This is a genomic window from Geodermatophilus sp. URMC 60, from assembly GCF_053502585.1.
Genome location: NZ_CP199958.1, coordinates 3,180,351 through 3,203,634 on the forward strand (window position 1 = coordinate 3,180,351; position 23,284 = coordinate 3,203,634).

Genomic DNA, 23,284 nt, shown 5'->3' on the forward strand with positions numbered 1-23,284 from the left:
GCTCGGCGCAGGCCCCGGGAGAGCGGCCTACGCCGGGCGCGTCTCCAGCACGTGCACCCCGGCGTCGGTCGGGAGGTCGCGGGTGAGCCGCAGCCCGGCCGCCTCGCAGAGGGCGGCGTACTCCGCGGCGGTGCGCTCGCGGCCGGGCAGCAGCACCAGCACGTGCAGGTCCATCCGCACCGCGGCCGGGTCGTCGACGGCCCGCTCGGGCAGCACGGCCTCGACGACGAGCAGCACGGAGTCCGGCCGCATCGCCGCGCGGCACACCCGCAGGACCCGCCGCGCGGCGTCGTCGTCCCAGTCGTGCAGGACGCGCGACAGCAGGTAGGCGTCGGCGCCGGCGGGCACCTCGGCGAAGAAGTCGCCGCCGGCCGACGGCAGGTCCGAGCCGGCCACGACCGCCGGCCGGTCGAAGAGCAGGACGTCGGCTGACGGCGCCCGCCCCCGGACCGCCCGCAGCAGGGTCCCCGGGCCGCCGCCCACGTCGACCACCGAGGCGAAACCGGTCACGTCGTACGCGGCCACCACCGCACCGGCCTCCCGGGCCGAGCGGTCGGCCATCGACGCCTGGAACGCCGCGAGCCGCTCGGGTGCGGCGGAGAGGGCGTCGAAGAAGGGCCTGCCCTCGACGAGCTCGAAGGGGGTTCCGCCGTCGCGGACGGCGTCGAGCAGCCCGGTGGCCGGCCGGTAGTAGAGCCCGCCGCGGGCGGTCACGGCCCCGCGCTGCGAGCCCGGCGTCCCGGCCCGCAGCAGGTCGCCGACCGGGCTCAGGGCGAAGCGGCCGTCGGGCAGCTCGTCGAGCACCTCCTCGGCCGCCAGCCCGCGCAGCACCCGGTGCAGCGGGCCGGGCCGGGCGCCGAGCTCCGGCGCCAGCTCGTCCGAGCTGCGCGGCCCGTCGGCCAGGGCCTCGGGGACCCCCAGCGCGACGGCGACGTGCAGCAGCTGGGTGACCAGGTAGCCGTCGGCCAGCCGGGCCAGCCGCTCGGCCGGGGAGCCGGGCACCACGGCAGCGTGGCACCGCCGCTTGGAGGGGGCAACGGGCGTCAGCGGCGGGCCGGGCGGGCGCGCACGTGCATCCGCTCGCCCTGCGGTCCGAAGAGGGTGAGCACCTCGGCCGGCTCGGGGCCGGGGTTGCCGAACCAGTGCGGGGTCCGGGTGTCGAACTCGGCCACCTCCCCGGGGCCGAGCAGCAGGTCGTGCTCGCCGAGCACCAGCCGCAGCCGGCCGGAGAGGACGTAGAGCCAGTCGTAGCCCTCGTGGGTCTGCTGCTCGGGCTCCCCACCCGGCCAGCCCGGCGGGTAGACCTGCTTGAACGCCTGCACCCCACCGGGACGGCGGGTCAGCGGCAACGACGTGACGCCGTGGTGGACCACCGGCCGGGGGTGGATCCGGGGGTCGCCGGTCTCGGGGGCGCCGACCAGCTCGTCGAGCGGCACCCGGTGGGCGCGGGCCAACGGCAGCAGCAGCTCGAGCGTCGGCCGCCGCTGCCCGGACTCCAGCCGCGACAGCGTGCTCACCGAGATGCCGGTCTCCTCCGACAGCTGCGCCAGGGTGCGTCCGCCCCTGACGCGCAGCGCGCGCAGCCGGGGGCCGACGGTGGTGAGCACGGCGTCGGTCGCCTCGTCCCCGGCCATGTGCCCAATTTGCCGGTCCGGCAACGTCGTTTGTCAAGTCGGCGCCACCCTGGGGAGGCTGCCGCGCATGGGACACGCAGCACACCAGGGACACGGGGAGATCCGGTTCGACGAGGCCTCGTGGGAGGAGCGGTACCGATCGGCGCCGGCGCTGTGGAGCGGCCGCGCCAACCCGCAGCTGGTGGCCGAGACCGCCGGCCTGCCGCCGGGCCGGGCGCTGGACGCCGGAAGCGGGGAGGGCGGCGACGCGCTGTGGCTGGCCGGCCGCGGGTGGCGGGTCACCGCCGCCGACTTCTCCACCGTGGCGCTGGACCGCGCCGCCGCGGAGGCCGGGCGGCTGGGCGTCGACGTCGAGTGGGTGCACGCCGACCTCACCCGCTGGACGCCGCCGACGGGCGCGTTCGACCTGGTCTCGGCGCAGTACCTCCACCTGCCGCCGCACGACCTCGACCCGGCGCTCGCCCGGCTGGCCGCCGCCGTCGCCCCCGGCGGCAGCCTGCTCGTCGTCGGGCACCGGCCCAGCGAGCTGCACACCGGCCCGCTGGAGATGTTCTCCTCCGCGCAGCAGGTCGCCGCGACGCTCGACCCGGCGGCCTGGGACGTCGTGGTCTGCGAGGACCGCCCGCGCACGGCCGCCGGCCCGTCCGGGCACGAGCGGCCCGTCGCCGACACCGTGCTGCTGGCCCGCCGCAAGGCCTGAGGTCAGGGCGCCGGGGAACGGGACCGCGGCCGTCAGCGGGACCACGCCCTCGGCCCCGTCGACGTGGGCAGTGCCGGGCCGCGCCCGCCTCCACGAGAGCCCGCCCGGTGCTCACCGGGGCGTGCCGACCGGCTCGACCGACGCCAGCACCGTGCCGTCCGCGGCCAGCACCTCGACGGTCGCCGTCCCGTCGGGTGCGGCCCCCACCGCCAGCCCGTCGCGGAGGGGCAGCTCGGCCAGCGGCGAACCGTCCCGGTCGACCACCCGGGCGGTGACGGCCTCGGGCGGCGCGACGACGCCCAGCGTCCCGGTGGCGACGTCCCACAGCGCGGCGGGGAGCAGCCGGTCGGTGACGACCGGGGCGACGCGCAGCCGCAGCTCGTCGGGCTCCGCGCCCGGCGGGCCGGCGAACCAGGCGAGCGCCACGGAGCCCGTGCCCAGCTCGCGCTCGAGCTCGTCGTCGTCGAGCAGCGGCGGCGGCACGGGCAGCGGGCGGGCCACCAGCGCCCACCGCCCGCCGGGCACGTCACCGGCGAAGACGACCTGCGACCCCGGCGGCGGAGGACCGGCCGCGCCGACCCTCCGGTCGCTCCAGGGCAGCTGCCGCACCGCCTCGACGAAGTCCGCGTCCCCCGCGAGCGACCCGTGCGCCGACCCGCCGCCCGAGGCGGGCAGGTCCCGCACGACCGGCGCCTCGGCGACCGCGGTCGCCGGCTCGGCGGAGGGCCCGTCCGGCACCAGTGCCTGGCCGGCCGCCACCGCCGCTCCCACCGCCACCGCGACCGCGCCCAGCCGCAGCTGCTGCCGGCGTCGGGCCCGGTGCCGGCGCTCGACCACCGCGGCCAGGTCGGCGCGCGGCGGTGGAGCGGTGGCGTCGGCCAGGGCGGTCAGGCGCTCGCGCAGCGCCTGCTCCTCGCTCACCGCAGCTCCTCCCCGCCGGCCGGCTGGAGCGCGGTCAGCGCGGCGCGCAGGCGGGCCAGGCCGCGGGCCGTCTGGGTGTTCACCGTGCTGGGCGAGCACCCCATGAGGTCGGCGGTCTGCTGCTCGGAGAGGTCCTCGAAGTACCGCAGCACCACCGCCGTCCGCATCCGGACCGGCAGCTCGCGCAGCGCGGCGCGCAGCTCCTCGTCGCCGTCCTGGTGCGGTGCCGCCGGCCGGTCGGGCACCGACTCCACCACCTGCTCGGTGGTGGACAGCCGGCGCCGCCAGCTCGCGTGCGTGGTGACCAGCACCCGGCGCACGTACGCCGAGGGCGGGCCGGACCGGCTGATCCGGTCCCAGCGCCGGTAGGTCTTGAGCAGGACGGTCTGCACGAGGTCCTCCGCGTGTCCGCGGTCGCCGGCGAGCAGGACGGCCAGGCGCAACAGGGCGGCCTGCTCCGCCGACACGAAGTCCGCGAAGCCCCCGTCCCCGTCCCCGTCGCCCACCCGTGCCTCCTCTGCCGGCCTCCTGACTCCTTCACGCGGTGAGGCCTGCCGCAGACCCACAACCCCGGGTCCTCGTGCGCAAGGGTGGTCAGCATGTCCAGGTTCGTGGAGCTGAGTCACGTGATCTCCGCCGGGATGGTGACCTATCCCGGCCTGCCCGGGCCGGAGGTGACCCCGCACCTGACCCGCGAGGCCTCGCGGGAGGTGTACGCGCCGGGCACCGAGTTCGTCATCCACGCGGTGCGCATGGTCGGCAACACCGGCACTTACCTCGACAGCCCGTACCACCGTCACGCCGAGGGCACCGACCTCGCCGGGCTGCCGCTGGAGGAGCTGGCCGACCTGCCCGCCGTGGTCGTCCGCACCGCCGGCTCCGGCCGCCGAGCCGTCGGTGTCGACGACCTCGCCGCGCACGACGTCGCCGGGTGCGCGGTCCTGCTGCACACGGGTGGGGACACCGCCTTCGGGACGCCGGCCTATGCCGTGGACGCGCCCTTCCTCAGCGGGGACGGAGCCCGGTGGCTGGTCGACCAGGGCGCTGCCCTGGTGGGCATCGACGCGGTGAACATCGACGAGATCGTCGAGCGCGGCGAGCGGCCGGCGCACACCCTGCTGCTGGCCGCGGGGATCCCGATCGTCGAGCACCTCACCGGGCTGGGCGGCGTACCGGACACCGGGGCCCGGTTCACCGCGGCCCCGCCGCGCTTCGCCGGGTTCGGGACCTTCCCGGTGCGCGCCTACGCCCAGCTGCCGGCCTGACGGGGGCTCAGACGGGGGCTCAGACGGGGGCTCAGACGGGGGCTCAGACGGGGGCCGCGAGCTCGGCCAGCGCGGCGGCCACGTCGTCGTCCCGGACGAAGCCCAGCGCCAGCAGCCGGTGCACCAGCACGCCCCGGCGGGTCGGCCGCAGGTCGGCCGGGCGCAGCCGGGGGAGGGCCGCGCCGCCCGGCCGGGGCTGCGCCGGCGGCGGGTCGAGCAGGCCGGCGCGCTGCAGGTCGGCGACGTCCTCCCGGGCGCCCCACGCCGTCCAGCCGCGCGGGTCGTCGGCCAGCGGGGTCATCGGCAGCGGTGAGCGGTCGCGGCGGCCGACGCCGGCCAGCAGCACCAGCTGCCGCCAGGTCAGCCCGGAGGCCAGCCGCAGCGCCCGCTCCACCAGCGCGGCGTCGACGTCGGGGGACGAGGCCACCTCGGCGAGCAGGTAGCCCAGGTGCCGCACCCGCCGCTCCTCGTGCGAGCCGCGGGCGGCGGCGACCACGGCCTCGGCGACCGTGTCGGCCGCCGAGCGGCCGCCGGACCGCGGGGTGAAGAAGCCGTCGGCGCGGACCGGTCGACCGCCCCGGGCGAGCGCCACACCGTGCTCGACGGCGAAGGCGAGGACGGCGCCGGCGCGGGCCCGCTCCCGGGGGATGGCGAGGCCCGCCGCCTCGTCGGCCGCGGCCCGCAGGCAGCGGGCCAGCCGGTCCTCGAGCCGGACGACCGCCCGGCCGGCCGGGTCGGGCCAGACCAGGGTGGCGGCGTTGCGGCTCATCGAGCCCGCGACCGCGGCGCCGTCCTCGAACAGGGCGCGGCCGGCAGCAGCAGGGTCCTCGGTCACGGTCACGTCGCCGATCCTCGTCGCTGGCCGGGCCGGTGCGCACGCCGGTGGACGGCAGGCTCACCACAGCGGGGGTGCGCTGGTGAGCACAACGGAACACGAGCTCTGCCGGGCGGCAACGGCAGGGGAACGCCCGCCCGCCAGCGTTCTGGCCCATGGCCGCCCCCACACCCACCACCAGCCAGCAGACCGCGCCGGCCGCCGTCGCGACGCGCCCGGGTCGCTGGATCGACGACTGGCGCCCGGAGGACCCCGCCTTCTGGGAGGCCACGGGCAGGCCCGTCGCCCGACGCAACCTGTTCTTCTCGGTGTTCTCCGAGCACATCGGCTTCTCGATCTGGAGCCTGTGGTCGGTGCTCGTGCTCTTCCTGCCCGAGGCGGTGTACGGCATCGACCCGGCCGGGAAGTTCCTGCTCACCACGCTGCCGACGGCGTTGGGCGCGTTCGTGCGGCTGCCCTACACCTTCGCCGTCGCGAAGTTCGGCGGGCGCAACTGGACGATCGTCAGCGCCGCGCTGCTGCTGGTGCCCGCGATCGCCACGGCCGTCGTCCTGGAACCCGGCGTCGACTACACGACCCTGCTGGTCGTCAGCTGCCTGGCCGGCGTCGGCGGCGGCAACTTCGCCAGCTCCATGGCCAACATCAACGCCTTCTACCCGAACCGGCTCAAGGGCTGGGCGCTGGGCCTCAACGCCGGCGGCGGCAACCTCGGCGTCCCCGTCGTCCAGCTGGTCGGCCTGCTCGTGCTGGCCACCGCCGGGGTGGAGCACCCGCGCCTGGTCCTGCTGGTCTACGTCCCGCTGATCGTCGTCGCCGCCGTCGGTGCGGCGCTGCTCATGGACAACCTGACGACGGCGCGCAACCAGCCGCGGGCCATGCGCGAGGCCACCCGCGAGCCGCACACCTGGATCATGTCGTTCCTCTACATCGGCACCTTCGGCTCGTTCATCGGGTTCGGGTTCGCCTTCGGCCAGGTGCTGCAGAACCAGTTCACCGGCGACTTCGCCACCCCCCTCGCCGCGGCGTCACTCACCTGGCTCGGCCCGCTGCTGGGCTCGCTGATCCGCCCGCTCGGCGGCTCGCTGGCCGACCGCTTCGGCGGCGCCCGCATCACGTTCTGGAACTTCGCGGCGATGGCGGTCGGTGCGGCGACCGTCTGGACCGCCAGCCAGGTCGGGTCGCTGGCGCTGTTCGTCGTCGGCTTCGTGTCGCTGTTCGTGCTCAGCGGCATCGGCAACGGCTCGACCTACAAGATGATCCCGGCGATCTTCCGCACCCAGGCCCAGCAGCGGGTCGCCGCCGGCCAGGACAGCACCGCCGCCGACCGGCACGCGCTGCGCATGTCCGGCGCCCTCATCGGCATCGCCGGCGCGGTGGGCGCCTCCGGCGGCGTGCTGGTCAACCTCGCCTTCCGGCAGTCGTTCCTGACCACCGGCACCGGCGACTCGGCCTACCTGGTGTTCATCGCCTTCTACGTGGTCTGCCTCGCCGTCACCTGGGTGGTCTACCTGCGGCCCCGGGCCCGGATGTCGGGGGTGTAGTCCCAGCCGCCGTTGCACTCGTGATCACGGGGTTGTCGCGGGCGTCCGGGCGAGTCGGCGCGGGTCGCCGGCGACAACCCCGTGATCGACCCCAGGAGAGGTCAGACCCTCAGGCGGTAGCCCCGCTTCACCACGGTCTCCACCACGCCGGGTCCGAGCGCGGCGCGCAGCCGGGTGACGGCCATCTCGACGGCGTGCCCGTCCCCGCCGCCGGGCAGCCCGGCCACCAGGTCGCTCTTGGGGACGACGGCACCCGGCCGCGCGGCCAGCGCCCGCAGCACCGCCATCGGGCCCGGCGCCAGCTCCACGAGGCGACCGTCGAGCAGCACGGCGTGGCCGCGCACCTGCAGCCCGACCCCGCCCACGTGCAGCACCGGGTCGCGCTCGGGCAGCCGGGCGACCACCTCGCGGGCCAGGGCGCCGAGCCGGGCGCGCTCGGGCTGCACCGACGTGATGCCCGCGGCGTCGAGCGGTCCGGCGGTCACGGGACCCACCGCCACGGGGAGGACGCCGGAGCCGAGCGCAGCGACCAGCTCGGCGCGCCGACCCAGCTCCTCGGCGACGGTGAGCAGGCTCGCCGCGGCCGGGGCGCTCGTGAAGGTGACCGCGTCGACCGTGCCGCTCACCACCGCGCGGACCAGCCGGCGCACCGGCTCGACGTCCTCGGGCAGCACCCACCGGTACACCGGCACGGTGAGCACCTCGGCGCCGGTCGCGCGCAGCGCCGCCACGAAGTCCGGCAGGGGGTCGCCGTGCAGCTGGACGGCGATGCGGCGTCCCTGCAGCGGCCCCTCGGCCCCGGACAGCAGGTGCTCGAGCACCTCGGCCGAGGACTCCGACGCCGGCGACCAGGCGTCGACCAGCCCGCCACCGCGGATGGCCCCGCGCGCCTTGGGGCCGCGGGCGAGCACCCGGGTGTCGCGCAGGTGCTCGACCAGGGGCAGGTCCCAGGCGTCGGCGGCCTCCAGCCACCCGCGGAAGCCGACGCCGGTGGTGGCCACCACCAGGTCCACCGGCTGCGCCAGCACCTCCCGCGTCGCGGCGACCAGCTCGGCGTCGTCGGCCAGCGGGACGATGCGGATGGCCGGCGCGTAGACGACCCGCGCGCCGCGGCGGGCCAGCAGCGCACCGAGCTCCTCGCGCCTCCGGGCCGCGGTCACCGCCACGGTGTAGCCGGCCAGGGGCAGCGGCGCCTCGGCCCCGGGCGGGGCCTCGGGCAGGGCATCGGTCACGGGGTCCCCCTCGTCGGCGGCGCTGCGGATCGGCGCACGACCATGGTGCGTCGTCCCCGTTGCGGGGGTGTGTCGTGCGGGGGTCGGCCACCGCACGGTGCGGTCGGGCGGAGCCGGCCTGGGACCATGGGGCCGTGCCCCCCGCCGTCTCCGCCGTCCCCCGCCGGTGGCGGCTGCTGTGCGCCGCGGCCGCCGCCGTCGTCGCCGCCGTCCTGACCTACGTCGGCGTGACCCTGCCGCAGAACGCGACCGGCGTCGCGCGCTTCACCGTGGCCGACCAGGTCGCCATCGTCGGGCTCGGCCTGGTGCTCGGTGCCGGGCTGCTGGCGCTGGGCCGGCCGCGGGTGGACGCCGACGCCTCCGGCATCCGGGTGCGCAACCTGCTCGGTGAACGGACGCTGCCGTGGACGGCGGTGCAGGCCATCCGCTTCGACCGCCGCTTCCGCTGGGCGACGCTGCTGCTCACCAACGACGACGAGTTCGCCGTGCTGGCCATCCAGGGTGCCGACGGCGACCGGGCGGTCGAGGCCGTCGAGGGGCTGCGGGCGCTGCTCGTGGCCAACCGTGCGCAGCAGCCGCCGCCCCCGCCGCTGCTGTACGACGACTGAAGAAGGGCCACCACCCCCACGCCTCGCAGGCTCGGCGCGGGCTCCTGGAAGGTGGCCGTTCCAGAGGCTTCCGACGGGGCCGGGACCGGGAATGACCCGGCGCGCCATGACGCTGTAGTATCGACGTGCCTCCCCGCTACACGAGGCGCGCGAACCACTGAGCGGCCCCGCCCCGGGCCGCTCGACCAAAGAGGAGCCCGCTCCCACCTGGCGCCGTCGAGGCGTCCAGGTCCCGGATCGCGGAGCCCGGCCACCGGCCGGTCCCGCGGCGTGCACGAGCCCCCGGGCCCGGTGCACCCCGGCGAGTGGGCCCCACGAGCAGTAGCTCGTGGGGCCTCTCTCATGTCGGCGTCCGGTGACGGAGCGAGCCCTCCCACGCAGCAGCAGAGGAGAGGCCATCACCGAGCCCCGTATCAACGACCGTATCCGCGTCCCCGAGGTCCGCCTGGTGGGTCCCGAGGGCGAGCAGGTCGGCATCGTGCCGATCGGCGAGGCGCTGCGCCTGGCCCAGGACTCCGAGCTGGACCTCGTCGAGGTCGCGCCCATGGCCCGGCCGCCGGTCGCCAAGCTCATGGACTACGGGAAGTTCAAGTACGAGTCCGCCCAGAAGGCCCGCGAGGCCCGGCGGAACCAGGCGCTGACCGTCATCAAGGAGATGCGGCTGCGCCTGAAGATCGACCCGCACGACTACGAGACCAAGAAGGGCCACGTCGAGCGCTTCCTGCGGAGCGGCGACAAGGTCAAGATCACCGTGATGTTCCGCGGCCGCGAGCAGTCCCGGCCGGAGATGGGCTACCGGCTGCTGCAGCGGCTGGCCCAGGACGTCTCCGAGCTCGGCGTCGTGGAGTCCAACCCCAAGCAGGACGGCCGGAACATGGTCATGGTGATCGCACCGCACCGGAACCAGGCCGCGACGGACGGCGCCCGCCGCCAGGCGAAGGCCGACCGGGCCGCCGAGGGCCAGGCCCCGCAGGCCTGAAGAAGGACCCTCCTGCCCCCCGGCACCCGCAAGCTCGCGGCGGGGCCCTGCAGGAGGGCCGAGGACCGCACCACCAGACGGCCGGTGCCGTGCGGCAGCCCCGTGCTGCCGTGCGGCGCCGCCACACACGAACGAGGACCGAGGACATGCCGAAGCAGAAGACGCACAAGGGCACCGCGAAGCGAGTGCGCGTGACGGGCAGCGGGAAGCTCATGCGCGAGCAGGCCAACAACCAGCACAAGTTCGAGCACAAGTCCTCGCGTCGCAAGCGCCGGCTCGACCAGGACCAGGTCATCTCCCCGGCCGACACCAAGAGCCTCAAGAAGCTGCTCGGGCTCTGAGCGCCCCCTAGACGAGAAGGAGCCCTTCCGTGGCACGCGTGAAGCGGGCGGTCAACGCCCAGAAGAAGCGTCGGACGGTCCTCGAGGCCGCCAGCGGCTACCGGGGCCAGCGGTCCCGGCTCTACAGCAAGGCCAAGGAGCAGCTGCTCCACTCGGCGACCTACCAGTACCGTGACCGCAAGGTGCGCAAGGGTGACTTCCGCAAGCTGTGGATCACCCGCATCAACGCCGCGGCCCGCCAGAACGACATGACCTACAACCGGTTCATGCAGGGCCTCAAGCTCGCCGGCATCGAGCTCGACCGCCGCGTGCTGGCCGAGCTGGCCGTCAACGAGCCGGCCGCCTTCGCCGCGCTGGTGGAGACCTCCCGCGCCGCCGTCGCCGCCGTCCCGGCCGGTGGCAGCACCGCTGCCGCCTGAGCCGGTCAGCAGCACCCCCGACGCCGCCGGCGTCCGGCCCATCCCGGGCCGGCGCCGGCGGCGTCGTCGTGTGTGGTGCCCCTCGCCGTCGAGATCGCGCGATCCCGGCGGGCAGGCGCCGCAGGGACGTCGGGATCGCGTGATCTCGACCGGGACACGGGAGGACGACGGACGGTGACCGAACCCCTCACCGAGCGCTCGGCGCGGGTGGTGGCCGCGCGCAAGCTGACCCGGCGGGCCGGCCGCGACGCCGCGGGACTCTTCCTCGCCGAGGGCCGGCAGGCCGTCGCCGAGGCGCTGGCCGACCCGGCCGGGGTCCGCGAGGTGTTCGCCACCGGGGCCGCCGCCGCGGCGCACCAGGACCTGCTGGCCGGCGCGCCGGTGCCGGTGCGGCCGGTCACCGAGAAGGCCGCGGCGTCGCTGTCGGAGACGGTCACCCCGCAGGGCCTCGTCGCGGTCTGCGCGCTGCGCGACGTGCCGGCCGACGTCCTGGTGGACGCGCCGTCGTCCCTCATCGTGGCGCTCGCCGAACTGGCCGACCCGGGCAACGCCGGCACCGTGCTGCGCACCGCGGACGCGTGCGGCGCCGGTGCCGTGGTCTTCGGCGCCGGCTCGGCCGACCCCTACGGCGGCAAGGCCGTGCGCTCCAGCGCCGGCAGCCTCTTCCACGTCGACGTCGTCCGCGGGGCGCCGCTGCCAGAGCTGCTGCCGCGGCTGCAGGCCGCCGGCGTCACCGTGCTGGCCGCCGACGGCGGGGGCGAGGCCGCCCTCGACGAACTGGGGCCCGAGCTCGCCGGGCCGGTGCTGTGGCTGTTCGGCAACGAGGCCCGGGGCGTGCCGGCCGACCTCGCCGCGCTGGCCGACGTCCGGGTGCGCATCCCGATGCGGGGCCGGGCCGAGAGCCTCAACCTGGCCGCCGCCGCCGCGATCTGCCTCTACACCACCCAGCTCGCCCAACGGTGACGCCCGGGAGCGGGCCCCGTCCCGCCGGCCCCCTGCAGGGTCCCGCCGCGAGCTGGCGAGTGGCGGGGGGCAGGGGGTCCTCTCACCGCGAGGCGTACATCCGCATGTCGGCCGCGTGCAGGAGCGCGGGGAAGTCGGCGCCGTCCTCGGGCCAGACGCTGACGCCGACGCTCGCCCGGACGACCACCTCCCGGTCGCCCAGCAGCACCGGGCCGGCGACCACCGCGGCCAGCTCGTCGGCGATCCGCCGCGCCTCGGCAGCCGCCGTGGCCTGGGGGAGGCCGGCGAGCGCGACGAGGAACTCGTCGCCGCCGAGGCGGGCCAGCAGGTCGTCGCGGCGGAGCCGGCCGCGCAGCCGGTCGGCGACCGCGACCAGCAGCTCGTCGCCGGCCGCGTGGCCGAACCGGTCGTTGACCGCCTTGAACCCGACCAGGTCGACGAACAGCAGCGCCACCGCCTCGTCGCGGGCCCGGGCGTTCCAGACCGCGGTGTCGACCTGCTCGGCCAGGCGCCGCCGGTTGGGCAGGCCGGTGAGCGGGTCGGTGCAGGCCAGCTCCTCGATGCGGGCCAGGCAGCTCCGGGTGCGGTCGCGCTCCTGGACGAGCGCCCGCTCGGCCTCCACGCGGGCGGTGACGTCGACCTGGGTGCCGATGTAGTGGGTGACCGTGCCGTCGGGCCCGGTGACCGGCGCCAGGTGCAGCTCGTTCCACCACGGCGTCCGCGCGGGGCCGCGGTGGTTGAGCATCGTCACCCGGCACTCCTCGCCGACGTCGATCGCCCGGCGGACGGCGGCGACCGCGGCCGGGTCGGTGTCCGGGCCCTGCAGGAACCGGCAGTTGCGGCCCAGCAGCTCCGACCTCGGCAACCCGGCCAGCCGCTCGAAGGCCGGGTTGACGTAGACCAGCGGCTGGTCGGGCAGCCGGACGTCGACGATCGCCACCCCGCTCGGGGTGGCCGCCAGCGCGCCGTGCACGAGGGTGTCGCCGGTCGCGCTGACCAGCACCCCGACGTCGAACCGGTCGCCGGTGGACGTCGCGGGCAGCACCGGCGCCGCGGACGGGGGGTGCGGGGCCGGCGGGAGCGGCTCCTGCCGCGGGGCCACCCGGGCCAGCAGCGCCGCGGTCGCACGGACGACGGTGTCGCGGTCGTAGGTGAGGGCGTAGGCGAACCGGCGCCCGGCGTCGGGGCCGTCGTCCCCGAGGTCGCGGGCGAGCAGCGCGGCGGCGAAGTGCGGGCCGAGCACGGTGACGTCCCACTCGCCCCGGACCGGGTCCGCGGGGTCGAGCGCGGCGCCGCGCAGGCCGGGCATCGGCTCGACCGGCAGGTCCTCCCCGAGGGCGCAGACGAAGCCGGTGCGCTCGACCAGGTCGCGGTAGCGCAGCGCCGTCGCCGGGGTGAAGTGCCGGGCCTCCTGGAAGGTCGCGGCCACGACCGAGGCGGCGCCCAGCCGCAGCGCCTCCCGCTCGAGCTGCTTGGACAGCTCGATGAGCAGCGCCTTGGGGGCCTCGCGCAGCGGGACGTCGATCGGCAGGCAGGCGAACGGTGAGACGTCGGCGTCCTCGGTGACGGTGTCCGGGCGCTGGGAGGGCAGCACCAGCGAGCCGGGGACCGCGCCCGCGACCGGGCCGGGGCCGGGACGGCCGAAGAACCAGCCCTGGCCCAGGGTCGCGCCCAGCGCGCGGGCCGTGGCGAGGTGGGCCTCGTCCTCGATGCCCTCGGCGAGCAGCACCGAGCCGGTGCGCTCGGCGTGCGCGTTCACCGCGTTCATGATCTCGGCGATCGCCGGACCGGGGCGCTCCTGCACCAGCCGCAGGTCCAGCTTGACCACGTCCGGTCGCAGCAGCGGCATGAACGCCAGCGACATCGGCTCGGCGCCGACGTCGTCCACCGCGACGCCCCAGCCGACCGCGCGGACCCGCTGGACCGTGCGCAGCAGCTCGGCCGGCCGGGTGGCCAGCGCCCGCTCGGTGATCTCCAGGACCACGCGCAGCCCCCCGGGAGCGGCCTGGGCGATGGACAGCAGGTCCTCCATCGGCGCGCGGTCGAGGACCTCGGGCTCGACGTTGACGAAGAGGGTCAGCGGCGCCTGCAGGCCGGCCGCGAGCGCGCCGGTGAGCGCCGCGTTGCGGCAGGCGGCGTCGAGCTCGGCGAGCCGGCCGGCCTCCCGGGCAGCGGCGAAGAGGTGATCGGGCCGCTCGAGCGGGCCGTGCGGGCCGCGGGCGAGCGCCTCGTAGGCCACCACGCGGCCGGTGTCGAGCTCGACGATGGGCTGGAAGACGCTGCGCACCGTCCCGTTCCGCAGGACGTCGTCGACGGTCGTCACCGGAGCGGCGGGGGTGAGGGTCACGTCCTCCCATCGGACCGTCCGCGCCCGCGTTGAGCGGACCCCCGACGGACTCGCCCCATCGGGGGAGGTCGGGACGGCGGCGCCCGCACGGACGCGTCCGGGCCGAGCCCGGCAGCAGCGCCCGCGCGGACCCGGGCAGAATGGCCTCCCGTGTCTGGCGCCAACGACCCCTACGACCCCAAGCAGGTCGCCGCCCTCTCACCCGAGGCCCTCGACGCCGCGGTCGCCGAGGCCCACCGGGCGTTCGCCGGCGCCGGGGACCTCGAGCAGCTGGCCGCCGTCCGCCCGGCCCACCTCGGGGACCGGGCACCGGTGCTGCTGGCCCGCCGCGAGCTCGGCGCGCTCCCCCCGGCCGCCCGGTCCGACGCCGGCAAGCGGGTCAACGCCGCCCGGGTCGCGGTCACCGAGGCCTACGAGGCCCGCAGGGCCGACCTCGAGGCCGAGCGCGACGCCCGGGTGCTGGCCGAGGAGCGGGTCGACGTCACGCTGCCGTGGGACCGGCTGCCCCGCGGCGCCCGGCACCCGCTGACCACGCTGACCGACCGGATCGCCGACATCTTCGTCGGGATGGGCTACGAGGTCGCCGAGGGTCCCGAGCTCGAGGCCGAGTGGCTGAACTTCGACGCGCTCAACATCGGCCGCGACCACCCGGCGCGCACGATGATGGACACCTTCTTCGTCGCCCCGGAGGACTCCGGCCTGGTGCTGCGCACGCACACCAGCCCGGTGCAGGCGCGCACGATGCTCTCCCGCACGCCGCCGATCTACGTCGTCGCGCCGGGCCGGGTGTACCGGACCGACGAGCTCGACGCGACGCACCTGCCGGTGTTCCACCAGGTCGAGGGCCTGGCGGTCGACCGCGGGCTGACCATGGCGCACCTGCGCGGCACGCTGGACCACCTCGCCCGCTCGCTGTTCGGCGCCGACGCGGTCACCCGCTGGCGGCCGTCGTACTTCCCGTTCACCGAGCCGTCGGCGGAGTTCGACGTGTGGTTCCCCGAGCACCGCGACGGCCCGCGCTGGGTCGAGTGGGGCGGCTGCGGGATGGTCAACCCGCGGGTGCTGGTCGCCTGCGGCATCGACCCGGAGGAGCACTCCGGCTTCGCGTTCGGCATGGGCATCGAGCGGGCCCTGCAGTTCCGCTCGGCCGTCGGCGACATGCGGCACTTCGCCGAGGGCGACACCCGGTTCACTTCTGCGTTCGGAGTCGAGCAGTGAGAGTCCCCATCGGCTGGCTGGCCGAGCACGTCGACGTCCCCGCCGGCGTCGGTGTCGAGGACCTCGACGCCACCTTCGTGCGCCTCGGCCTGGAGGTCGAGGAGATCCACCGGCCCGCGGAGGTCACCGGCCCCCTCGTCGTCGGGCGGGTGCTGGAGATCGAGGAGCTGACCGGCTTCAAGAAGCCGATCCGGTACTGCCGGGTGGACGTGGGCGAGGGCGGTGTCGCAGGCGGCGGTGGGCGGGACGTACGTGGCATCGTCTGCGGCGCCCGCAACTTCGTCGTCGGTGACGCCGTGGTGGTGGCGCTGCCCGGCGCCGTGCTGCCCGGTGGCTTCGAGATCGCCGCGCGGAAGACCTACGACCGCGTCTCCGACGGGATGATCTGCTCGGTCCGCGAGCTCGGCGTCGGCGAGGACCACGCCGGGATCCTGGTGCTGGGCGACGACGCCCCGGCCCCCGGCACCCCGGCCGGCCCGGTGGTCGGCCTGGACGACGTGGTCATCGAGCTCGCCGTCACCCCCGACCGCGGCTACTGCCTGTCCATGCGCGGCATCGCCCGCGAGATGGGCACCGGCCTCGGGGTCGAGTGGCGTGACCCCGGCGCGCTGACCCCGCCGGCCTGGTCGGGTGAGCCGGCGTGGCAGGTCACGGTGGAGGACGCCGACCGCTGCGACCGCTTCTCGATGGTCGCGCTGGAGGGTCTGGACCCGAGCGCGCCGAGCCCGTGGTGGATGCGCCGCCGGCTGGCGCAGTCCGGCGTCCGCAGCATCTCGCTGGCCGTCGACGTCACCAACTACGTGATGCTCGAGCTGGGCCAGCCGATGCACGCCTTCGACCGCGACCGGGTGAGCGGGCCGATCGTCGTCCGCCGGGCGCGGGAGGGCGAGCGGCTGAGAACCCTGGACGGCGTCGACCGCGCGCTCTCCTCCGACGACCTGCTGATCACCGACGACTCCGGCCCCATCGGGCTGGCCGCGGTCATGGGCGGTGCGTCGACCGAGATCGGCGACGGCACGTCCGACGTGCTGCTGGAGGCCGCGCACTGGGAGCCGACCGGGGTGGCGCGCACCGCCCGCCGGCACCGGCTGCCCAGCGAGGCGGCCAAGCGGTTCGAGCGCGGCGTCGACCCGCAGATGACCGTGGTGGCGCTGGCCCGCGCCGCCGCGCTGCTGGCCGAGTACGGCGGCGCGCGGGTCGTCGGCTCGCCGGTCGACGTCGACACCCGCGGTCCGCGGCCGACGATCGCGCTCGACCCCGCGCGGCCCGGCCGGGTCGCCGGCGTGCCCTACGAGCCGGCGCGGGTCACCGAGCTGCTGGCCGCGGTCGGCTGCACGGTCGACGGGAGCGCCGGTCCGCTCACGGTCACCCCGCCGTCCTGGCGCCCCGACCTCACCGACCCGGCCGACCTGGTCGAGGAGGTCGTGCGGCTGGCCGGCTACGACGACGTCCCCTCGGTGCTGCCCACGGCACCGCCCGGGCGCGGGCTGACCGAGCGGCAGCGGCGGCGCCGGGCCGTCGGGCGCGCCCTGGCGGAGTTCGGCTACGTGGAGGCGCCGTCCTTCCCCTTCGTCGGGACGGCGGCCCTCGACGCGCTGGGCCTGGCCGAGGACGATCCGCGCCGGCAGGTCGTGCTGGTGCGCAACCCGCTGTCGGAGGAGGAGCCGGCGCTGCGGACGACGCTGCTGCCGGGCCTGCTGGCCGCGCTGGCGCGCAACCTCTCCCGTGGCATCAGGGACGTCGCGCTCTTCGAGCACGGCGCGGTCTTCCCGGGTGGGGAGCGGTCCGCGGCTCCGCTGCCCGGCGTCGACCGGCGCCCGGACGACGAGACGCTGGCCGCGCTGCTGGGCGCGGTCCCGGAGCAGCCCTGGCACGTCGCCGTGGCGCTGGCCGGCAACCGCGAGCCGCGCGGCTGGTGGGGCGCGGGCCGGCCGGCCGTCTGGGCCGACGCGGTGCAGGCCGCTCACCGGGTCGCCGAGGCCGCCGGGATCGCGCTGACCGTGCGCGCGGGGGAGCGGGCGCCGTGGCACCCGGGCCGCTGCGCGGAGCTCCTGGTCGACGGCCGGGTCGTCGGGCACGCCGGCGAGCTGCACCCGCGGGTGTGCGCGGCCCTCGACCTCCCGGCCCGCACCGCGGTGATGGAGCTGGACGTCGACGCGCTGCCGCCCGCGCGGGTGCCGACGGGCCCGCACCTGTCGAGCTTCCCGCCGGTCTTCGTCGACCTGGCCTTCGTGCTGGACGCGCAGGTGCCGACCGCGGCGGTGGAGGGGTCGATCCGCGAGGCCGCGGGCGACCTGCTCGAGGCGGTGCGGCTGTTCGACGTCTACACCGGGCCGCAGGTCGGTGAGGGACGCAGATCGCTGGCCTGGTCGCTGACCCTGCGCGCGCCCGACCGGACGCTGTCCGGCGAGGAGGCCGCCGAGGTCCGCCGGCGCGTGGTGGCGTTCGTCGAGGGCGCCCAGCAGGCGGAGCTCCGTGGCTGAGCTCGCCGGCGTCGCGCTGGTCACCGGTGCGTCGAGCGGGATCGGCCGGCACCTGGTGCAGGGCCTGGCCGAGCGCGGCGCGGCGGTGGCCGGCCTGGCCCGCAACGGCGAGCGGCTGGCGGCGGCGATGGACGAGGTCGCCGCCGCCACCGGCGCGCGCACGCTGGCCGTGCCCGCCGACGTCACCGACCGGGCCGCGGTGGACGACGCGGTCGCGCGGGTCCGGGAGGAGCTCGGGCCGGTCGACCTGCTGGTCAACAACGCCGGGGTGATCGACGCGGCCGAGGAGCCGCTGTGGGAGGCCGACCCCGACCAGTGGTGGTCGGTCGTGGAGAGCCACGTCCGCGGGGCCTTCCTGCTCGCCCGCGCCGTCGTCCCGTGGATGGTGCTGCGCAACCGCGGCCGCGTGGTGGACCTCGCCAGCGGGATGAGCGTGCGCGCCCGCCCGGAGTACTCGGCCTACTCGGTGGCCAAGACCGGCCTGATGCGGATGACCGAGGCGCTGGCCGGCGCGCTCGAGGGCCTCGACGTGCGGGTGTTCGACGTGGCGCCCGGGGTCGTCGACACCCCGATGACCCGCGCGATGCCGATGTGGCGGGGCTTCACCGACTGGACGCCGCCGGAGCGCGTGGTCGAGCTGGTCACCGCGATCGCCGCCGGTGAGCTCGACCAGTGGTCGGGCCGCTTCCTGCGGGCGGGCGCCGACGACCTCGCCGTCCTGCGGGCCACCACGCCGGAGGACGCCGCCCGGCAGCTGCGCCTGCGCCCCTACGGGGACGACGACCCGCTGGCCTGACCGGCGGCGCGGAGCCCTCGTCGGCCCGCGACCGCCGGCGGTCGGTCAGACGACCGTGGCCAGCGCCCGCGGTGCGATGTCGACGGCGACCGGTGTGTCCGCGTCCAGCTCCACCAGCTCGCCGTCCAGCTGGAGCGGCATGGGGACGAGCGCCGTGAACGCGTAGTGGGTGGCGCTGGGCTGCGGGCCGAGTCCGCGGGTCGCCGCCCGGATGAGCGTCCCCAGCACCCGGAGCTTGCCGGCGCGCCGCTGCGTGATGACCTCGAACCGGCCGTCGTCGGGGCGGCCGCCCTCGCTGAGCGTCGCGTACTTGGCCATCTCGTCGATGTTGGCGAAGACCAGGCTGTCGATCGTGCGCCGCCTGCCGTCCTCGAGCCTGATGGGGAACGGCCGGAAACGGGAGAAGGACCGCACCACGGTCACGATCTCCCGCCACGACCCCTTCCCGCCCTTCTCCAGGTCGACCGCGACGACGGGGGTCAGGCCGACGCCGATGTAGGAGTGCGCGTAGCGGGTCTGCGCCTCGGCGCCGCTGCCGATGGTCAGCCGGAGGAGGTCGATCCGCCGGACGTCCCCGGCCACGATCGCGTCGGCCAGCGGTCGCTGCCGCGTCACCCGGCGGTGGTCGTTGGCGTTGCCGGCGGCCCGCACGGCGCACACGGCCTCGCTGTTCCCGGCCTGCATGACGCCGTCGACGACCTCGTTGTACCCGCCGTCCCCGCTCACCGAGACCAGCAGCGGGCGCCCCGTGCCGGCGACCTCCCTCGCCAGCTCGCGGGCGTGCCCGGCGTGCTGGGTGGGGCAGAGCTCCACCGGCACGGCCGGCAACCGGCGGGCCAGTTCGGCGCGCAGCTCCTCCGCGGACCGCGGCGCGTCCCCGGTGCTGTTCGGATTGAAGATGATCATGATGCGGTCGTACGGACTCACGGTGGGGCTCCTCCAGGGGGCGGGCGCCCGTTGGCTGTGCACCGTCATGCCCGCGGGGCGACCCGGGCACTCGCGAGGGCGCCGGACGCCACCCCGTCGGCTGACCGCTGTGCCACCGGTCTCGCGAGGACGGCGACCCGCTGTCCCGAACGCCGCTGCGGCAGCTCTGCGGAGTCGGCGCTGCACAGCCCTCAGCCGGCCCCGTGGCTCGCCGTGGGCGGTATCTGAGGCAGTCGCCCGCGCCTCCTCCGAGTACAGGTCCCTGCGCTGAGCGTCGCGGGGCTCGTGCTCTTCCCGGACCTTGGGGGACGCCATGGGCGCAGCGCCAGAGGAGCTGATGCGGATCCTCACGCGGAATCAGCCCCTGGGCCCGCCATACACGGAGGAACTGCTCCGGAGCCCGCGCGGCATCTTCGAGCAGCTCTACGACCGCATGAACGGCTGCCACGGCAGTGCCGAGCGTGACGACCCCCTCTACGTCGTCGGTCGCAAGGGCTCCGGCAAGACGGCCTTCCTGGTGGGAACGGCCTTCGTGGACGGCGCGAAGGTCATCCTCATCAAGTCCGAGGACGCCTACCACGAGATCGAGCGGCTCCGGATCCGTTACGCGCGCGAGGTCGGTCCTCTCTTCGCGGAGAACCTCGCGCACGTGTGGCAGGTGCTCCTGACCCACGCCGCGATGCTGCTCTCGTACCGGGTGCCCGGGCTGAGACACACGGACGAGGGCCGGCTCATCGCGTCCTACCTCAGCTCCTACGGCAACCCGTCGAGTCTGGAACCGGGGAAGCTGCTCGCCCGTGTCGGCAGTGCGCTGTCCGACGTCCTCGTCCGGTCGGTCCCCGGTCTCACGGTCGAGGAGATGTGCGCGTCCCTGCGGACCGACGTCGCCACCTATGAGGTCGCCTACCGGTCCTTCGTCGACCTGATCAGGCGCAAGCGGGTGCGCCTGTACGTCGTCGTGGACAACCTCGAGGACCTGCACGTGCACGTGGACGAGCTGCGGACGACCCTGTCCGGGCTGTTCCGGGCCACCCGCGAGTTCGCCACCACGGCCGGGACCCGACCGTTCAAGGTCCGCTTCGCCTTCCCCGCGGAACTCGTGCAGCGCCTCCGGGACCTCACGGCCAATCCCGAGAAGGACTTCCTCGACTACCTCGTCATCCGGTGGACCGCGGCGGAGCTGATGACCATCGCCGGCAACCGGCTGCGGCGCTACCTCGACCTGTACCACCAGGACGAGCTGGAGCGCCTGGGGTTGCCGCACCAGCACGACGAGCGTGACCACCAGATGGCCGAGGTCACCCTGAGGTCGCTGCTGCCCCGGGGAGGGATGAGCACGGGCCTGGGCTCCGACGAGGACCCGGTCGCCTACATCATGCGGCACACGCAGCTCCTGCCGCGCCACCTCATCCAGATCCTGAACGAGATCCTGGCGCGCGCGGCGCGACACCGCCGTGGTGTCCCCGTCGCGACTCCCCTGGACGTCCTGGAGGGCGTTCGGGAGGCGGAGCTGCGCATCGTCGACGGGATCCTGTCCAGCTACTCGCACGACTACCCCTACATGGCAGCGGCACTCGGGTACCTCAAGAACCACATCCCGAACACGCTCACGTGCAGCGAGCTCCATCGCGCCTTCAACGCGGCGGGAGTCGCCCGGTCGGGCGTCGACTACAGCGACTTCCTGGAGGCCGCCCTCGACGTGGGCGTCCTGGGCATCGTCGACGGCTCGACCTCGAGGTACACCGTCGGCCGCTTCTCCTACACCTTCACCGAGACGCTTCGTCCGGTCGAGGACGAGGACGAGGTCTGTGTGCACCCGCTCTTCATGTTCCGGCTCTTCGACCGGGGAGGGATCCGCCGCCTCCGGGACCAGGGGAGGCTCCCGGTGTACCCGTACGGTTCTGACACGGGGCAGTTCGACCGTGACTAGCGGCGGGCGGTGGGCCTACCTGGACGGCGGCTCCGAGGGCCGCAGCGTGCTCGGCATCTCCTTCTCCGGAGGCGGCATCAGGTCGGCGGCCTTCTGCCTGGGTGCGTACCAGGCCCTGTCCCGGCAGGGGCTGTTCCAGAGGGCGCGGTACCTGTCCGCCGTCTCCGGGGGCAGCTACATCGCCGGTGCCCTCACGGTCGCTCAGGGCAAGTCCGATGCCGAGGCCCTTCGCGGGGAGGCTGCGCCCTGGTCCCGGGGCAGTCCGGAGGAGTGGTACCTCCGGACCCACCTCAGCTACCTGGCTCCCGGGCTGGCCGGTCGGCTGTGGCTGGTGGTGAACTTCGTCTACGGACTCCTGCTGAACCTCCTGCCGCTCGTGGTCGGGTCCTATCTCGGCGGCCGGGTCGTCGGGCTGGTGTACGGGGCCACGATCCCTGGCATCGGGAGGCCCGACGGCCGACTGGCCGGCGCGGTCGCGTGGGGGAGCGCCGCGGCGGCCGGCCTCTTCCTGGCCGCGATCGTGCTCGTGGGCGTGCGGCGGTTCTTCGACAAGGGCCGGTTCCGCGCCGTGCCAGGGGAGCGGCCGCTCAGGAGGACCGCGACAGCCCTCGTCGCGGGCTCCGGGCTCGTCGCCGTCCTGGCCGTCTGCCTCCCCCTCCTGGTGCACCTCCTCGGTCTGGCGCTGGCCGATGACCGGCTCTGGGTGGGGAGGGTCGACGACCTGGGGTCCCGTCGCCTGCTCGTGACCGTGGGCATGGTCGTGGGAGTGGTGCTGCTCGGAGCCCTCGCCGTGCTGCTGATGCGGTTGGGCAGGGCCCGTGCGTTCCAGGGCGTCCTCGCGTTCCTGGGCGGCTGGGGGATCCTCGCCGTCCCCTTCCTGCTGGCGGCCGAGGACGAGGCGCGCAGCGGGTGGGACGCCGCGCTGGACGGGTGGGTGCTCCTGGGGCTGCTGGCCACCTTGGCCGTCTGCGGCTTCTTCATCCACAACCGTCGGTACTCCATGCACCTGTACTACCGGGAGCGCCTGAGCCACGCGTTCGTCCTGAAGCGGACCAGTTCGGCCGGTGGCGTGCGGGTGGCGCCCGTCCCCTACGACGACGAGGTGAGACTCAGCGACGTCGGCCGGGAGATCGAGGCCAAGCGCAGGTCGGGTCTGCCGTTCCCCGAGCTCATCGTCTGCGCGGCGGTGGCGGCCCGGGAGGGGGACGTGCCCAACAAGAGCTGGGCTGCCCCCTTCACGTTCGACGCGTGCCGGTCGGGGTGCGTCGACCTGGCACCTCTCGTGGAGACCTCCGAGCTGGAGCGGACGCACACGAGGGGCGGCAGCGGCCTCACGCTGCCGTCGATGATGGCGATCTCGGGGGCCGCCATATCGCCGACCATGGGGCGCTTCACCCTCCCCGCGCTGCGGCTGCTGATGGCCCTCGCGAACCTCCGCCTCGGGGTGTGGATCCCCAACCCGTTCCGGCGCGGTGACGTGGCGGCTCCTCCGCCGGTCGGCCGCTCGCGGGTGCGCCGGGTGGGACGGGCGCTGGCCGCGGGGTGGCGCGAGCCGGGCGGGCTGTACGTGCTGAAGGAGGCGATGGGGCTGGCGGGGACCCGGGGGCGCTTCATCCACGTGTCGGACGGCGGGCACTGGGAGAACCTCGGCCTGGTGGAGCTGATCAGACGCCGCTGCACGCACATGATCGTCGTGGACGCCAGCGCCGGTGGTCTGAGTCCTCTGCAGGACATCGCCCGCGCAGCGGCCCTGGCCCGGTCCGAGCTCGGTGCCGAGGTGCGGCTGGACCCTGCGGCCACCCTGCCGGCGGCCGATACCGGCATGGCCGAGGAGCCGGTCGCGGTGGGGAGCGTGACCTATCCCGACGGCAGCATGGGGGTCATCTACTACGCACGCTGCGTCCTGTGGGACGGCGTCCCGATGGACCTCGCGGTGTTGCGGGAGAAGGACCACCAGTTCCCCCAGCACCCGACGGCGAACCAGTTGTTCTCGGGCGAGCAGTTCGACGCCTACCGGGCGCTGGGTTGGGAGGTGGCTGTCGCACTGGCACAGCGCGCCAACGTGCCCCTCGACCAGTTCGACGGTGGGGAGGCCGACACCGAGGAGGCGGACGACTCGGTGCTCGTCGTGTGAGGGTTCCCGGT

General features: G+C 75.6%; 21 protein-coding genes. 13 read left to right on the forward strand and 8 right to left on the reverse strand.

The window, feature by feature from the left end; translation table 11 throughout:
• Positions 1-27: 27 nt before the first annotated feature.
• The gene (locus tag ACWIX3_RS15115; protein ID WP_448608174.1) at positions 28-1,002 is read right to left on the reverse strand and encodes a methyltransferase; all 975 of its coding nucleotides are present in this window, start codon (positions 1,000-1,002) and stop codon (positions 28-30) included.
• A gap of 41 nt (positions 1,003-1,043) precedes the next feature.
• A complete protein-coding gene (locus tag ACWIX3_RS15120; protein WP_448608175.1) occupies positions 1,044-1,634 on the reverse strand; it encodes a helix-turn-helix domain-containing protein in 591 nt (196 codons plus the stop codon).
• A 67-nt stretch (positions 1,635-1,701) separates the two neighbouring features.
• Here ACWIX3_RS15120 and ACWIX3_RS15125 point away from each other — a divergent pair, with 67 nt between their 5' ends.
• Positions 1,702-2,334: a class I SAM-dependent methyltransferase gene (locus ACWIX3_RS15125; RefSeq protein ID WP_448608176.1), complete on the forward strand. Its 633-nt coding sequence runs from the start codon at positions 1,702-1,704 to the stop codon at positions 2,332-2,334.
• A 111-nt stretch (positions 2,335-2,445) separates the two neighbouring features.
• Here the strand turns inward: ACWIX3_RS15125 and ACWIX3_RS15130 are convergent, their stop codons facing one another.
• Positions 2,446-3,255 carry a hypothetical protein gene (locus ACWIX3_RS15130; RefSeq protein ID WP_448608177.1) on the reverse strand — a complete coding sequence of 270 codons (810 nt, stop codon included), beginning with the start codon at positions 3,253-3,255 and terminating at the stop codon, positions 2,446-2,448.
• On the reverse strand, positions 3,252-3,761 hold the full coding sequence (locus ACWIX3_RS15135; RefSeq protein WP_448608178.1) for a SigE family RNA polymerase sigma factor: 510 nt from the start codon (positions 3,759-3,761) through the stop codon (positions 3,252-3,254). The genes ACWIX3_RS15130 and ACWIX3_RS15135 overlap by 4 nt, the downstream gene beginning before the upstream one ends.
• A 93-nt stretch (positions 3,762-3,854) precedes the next feature.
• On the opposite strand from ACWIX3_RS15135, the gene ACWIX3_RS15140 reads away from it, so the two are divergent.
• The gene (locus tag ACWIX3_RS15140) at positions 3,855-4,520 is read left to right on the forward strand and encodes a cyclase family protein (protein ID WP_448608179.1); all 666 of its coding nucleotides are present in this window, start codon (positions 3,855-3,857) and stop codon (positions 4,518-4,520) included.
• A 43-nt stretch (positions 4,521-4,563) separates the two neighbouring features.
• Here ACWIX3_RS15140 and ACWIX3_RS15145 read toward each other — a convergent pair whose 3' ends face one another.
• Complete coding sequence (locus ACWIX3_RS15145) at positions 4,564-5,361, reverse strand: hypothetical protein (RefSeq protein WP_448608180.1); 798 nt, start codon at positions 5,359-5,361, stop codon at positions 4,564-4,566.
• Between the two features lie 149 nt (positions 5,362-5,510).
• Between ACWIX3_RS15145 and ACWIX3_RS15150 the strand changes: the two genes are divergently transcribed.
• Positions 5,511-6,896: a nitrate/nitrite transporter gene (locus tag ACWIX3_RS15150; protein ID WP_448608181.1), complete on the forward strand. Its 1,386-nt coding sequence runs from the start codon at positions 5,511-5,513 to the stop codon at positions 6,894-6,896.
• A 101-nt stretch (positions 6,897-6,997) separates the two neighbouring features.
• Here the strand turns inward: ACWIX3_RS15150 and ACWIX3_RS15155 are convergent, their stop codons facing one another.
• Positions 6,998-8,128: a uroporphyrinogen-III synthase gene (locus ACWIX3_RS15155; RefSeq protein ID WP_448608182.1), complete on the reverse strand. Its 1,131-nt coding sequence runs from the start codon at positions 8,126-8,128 to the stop codon at positions 6,998-7,000.
• A 134-nt stretch (positions 8,129-8,262) separates the two neighbouring features.
• Here ACWIX3_RS15155 and ACWIX3_RS15160 point away from each other — a divergent pair, with 134 nt between their 5' ends.
• From ACWIX3_RS15160 to ACWIX3_RS15180, 5 genes are all read left to right on the forward strand, one after another.
• A complete protein-coding gene (locus ACWIX3_RS15160) occupies positions 8,263-8,736 on the forward strand; it encodes a PH domain-containing protein (RefSeq protein WP_448608183.1) in 474 nt (157 codons plus the stop codon).
• Between the two features lie 448 nt (positions 8,737-9,184).
• Positions 9,185-9,715 carry a translation initiation factor IF-3 gene (gene infC, locus ACWIX3_RS15165; RefSeq protein ID WP_448608184.1) on the forward strand — a complete coding sequence of 177 codons (531 nt, stop codon included), beginning with the start codon at positions 9,185-9,187 and terminating at the stop codon, positions 9,713-9,715.
• A gap of 146 nt (positions 9,716-9,861) precedes the next feature.
• Positions 9,862-10,056 (forward strand): 50S ribosomal protein L35, encoded by a 195-nt coding sequence (rpmI, locus tag ACWIX3_RS15170; RefSeq protein WP_012949078.1) that lies wholly within the window; start codon positions 9,862-9,864, stop codon positions 10,054-10,056.
• A 29-nt stretch (positions 10,057-10,085) separates the two neighbouring features.
• Positions 10,086-10,475, forward strand: a complete 390-nt coding sequence (gene rplT / locus ACWIX3_RS15175; protein ID WP_448608185.1) for a 50S ribosomal protein L20 — start codon at positions 10,086-10,088, stop codon at positions 10,473-10,475.
• A gap of 174 nt (positions 10,476-10,649) precedes the next feature.
• Positions 10,650-11,438: a TrmH family RNA methyltransferase gene (locus tag ACWIX3_RS15180; RefSeq protein WP_448608186.1), complete on the forward strand. Its 789-nt coding sequence runs from the start codon at positions 10,650-10,652 to the stop codon at positions 11,436-11,438.
• A gap of 82 nt (positions 11,439-11,520) precedes the next feature.
• Here the strand turns inward: ACWIX3_RS15180 and ACWIX3_RS15185 are convergent, their stop codons facing one another.
• Positions 11,521-13,785, reverse strand: a complete 2,265-nt coding sequence (locus tag ACWIX3_RS15185) for an EAL domain-containing protein (RefSeq protein ID WP_448608187.1) — start codon at positions 13,783-13,785, stop codon at positions 11,521-11,523.
• Between the two features lie 150 nt (positions 13,786-13,935).
• Here ACWIX3_RS15185 and pheS point away from each other — a divergent pair, with 150 nt between their 5' ends.
• From pheS to ACWIX3_RS15200, 3 genes are read left to right on the forward strand one after another with little or no spacing between them, the layout of a single operon-like run.
• Positions 13,936-15,003 (forward strand): phenylalanine--tRNA ligase subunit alpha, encoded by a 1,068-nt coding sequence (gene pheS / locus ACWIX3_RS15190; RefSeq protein ID WP_448608188.1) that lies wholly within the window; start codon positions 13,936-13,938, stop codon positions 15,001-15,003.
• Positions 15,000-17,486 carry a phenylalanine--tRNA ligase subunit beta gene (gene pheT, locus ACWIX3_RS15195; RefSeq protein WP_448608189.1) on the forward strand — a complete coding sequence of 829 codons (2,487 nt, stop codon included), beginning with the start codon at positions 15,000-15,002 and terminating at the stop codon, positions 17,484-17,486. The genes pheS and pheT overlap by 4 nt, the downstream gene beginning before the upstream one ends.
• Positions 17,479-18,282: an SDR family NAD(P)-dependent oxidoreductase gene (locus ACWIX3_RS15200; RefSeq protein WP_448608190.1), complete on the forward strand. Its 804-nt coding sequence runs from the start codon at positions 17,479-17,481 to the stop codon at positions 18,280-18,282. Before pheT ends, ACWIX3_RS15200 begins: the two co-directional genes overlap by 8 nt.
• Positions 18,283-18,327: 45 nt before the next feature.
• On the opposite strand, the gene ACWIX3_RS15205 is transcribed toward ACWIX3_RS15200, so the two are convergent.
• Positions 18,328-19,209 (reverse strand): diacylglycerol/lipid kinase family protein, encoded by an 882-nt coding sequence (locus tag ACWIX3_RS15205; protein WP_448608191.1) that lies wholly within the window; start codon positions 19,207-19,209, stop codon positions 18,328-18,330.
• Between the two features lie 313 nt (positions 19,210-19,522).
• Between ACWIX3_RS15205 and ACWIX3_RS15210 the strand changes: the two genes are divergently transcribed.
• On the forward strand, positions 19,523-21,139 hold the full coding sequence (locus ACWIX3_RS15210; protein WP_448608192.1) for a P-loop ATPase, Sll1717 family: 1,617 nt from the start codon (positions 19,523-19,525) through the stop codon (positions 21,137-21,139).
• The gene (locus ACWIX3_RS15215; protein ID WP_448608193.1) at positions 21,132-23,273 is read left to right on the forward strand and encodes a hypothetical protein; all 2,142 of its coding nucleotides are present in this window, start codon (positions 21,132-21,134) and stop codon (positions 23,271-23,273) included. Before ACWIX3_RS15210 ends, ACWIX3_RS15215 begins: the two co-directional genes overlap by 8 nt.
• Positions 23,274-23,284 lie beyond the last annotated feature (11 nt).

Bases quoted from the DNA above. Each gene is read 5' to 3' on its own strand.
- rpmI (WP_012949078.1), top strand. From the start codon at position 9,862: ATGCCGAAGCAGAAGACGCACAAGGGCACCGCGAAGCGAGTGCGCGTG.
- ACWIX3_RS15150 (WP_448608181.1), top strand. From the start codon at position 5,511: ATGGCCGCCCCCACACCCACCACCAGCCAGCAGACCGCGCCGGCCGCC.
- ACWIX3_RS15210 (WP_448608192.1), top strand. From the start codon at position 19,523: ATGGGCGCAGCGCCAGAGGAGCTGATGCGGATCCTCACGCGGAATCAG.
- ACWIX3_RS15125 (WP_448608176.1), top strand. From the start codon at position 1,702: ATGGGACACGCAGCACACCAGGGACACGGGGAGATCCGGTTCGACGAG.
- ACWIX3_RS15140 (WP_448608179.1), top strand. From the start codon at position 3,855: ATGTCCAGGTTCGTGGAGCTGAGTCACGTGATCTCCGCCGGGATGGTG.
- ACWIX3_RS15120 (WP_448608175.1), bottom strand. From the start codon at position 1,634: ATGGCCGGGGACGAGGCGACCGACGCCGTGCTCACCACCGTCGGCCCC.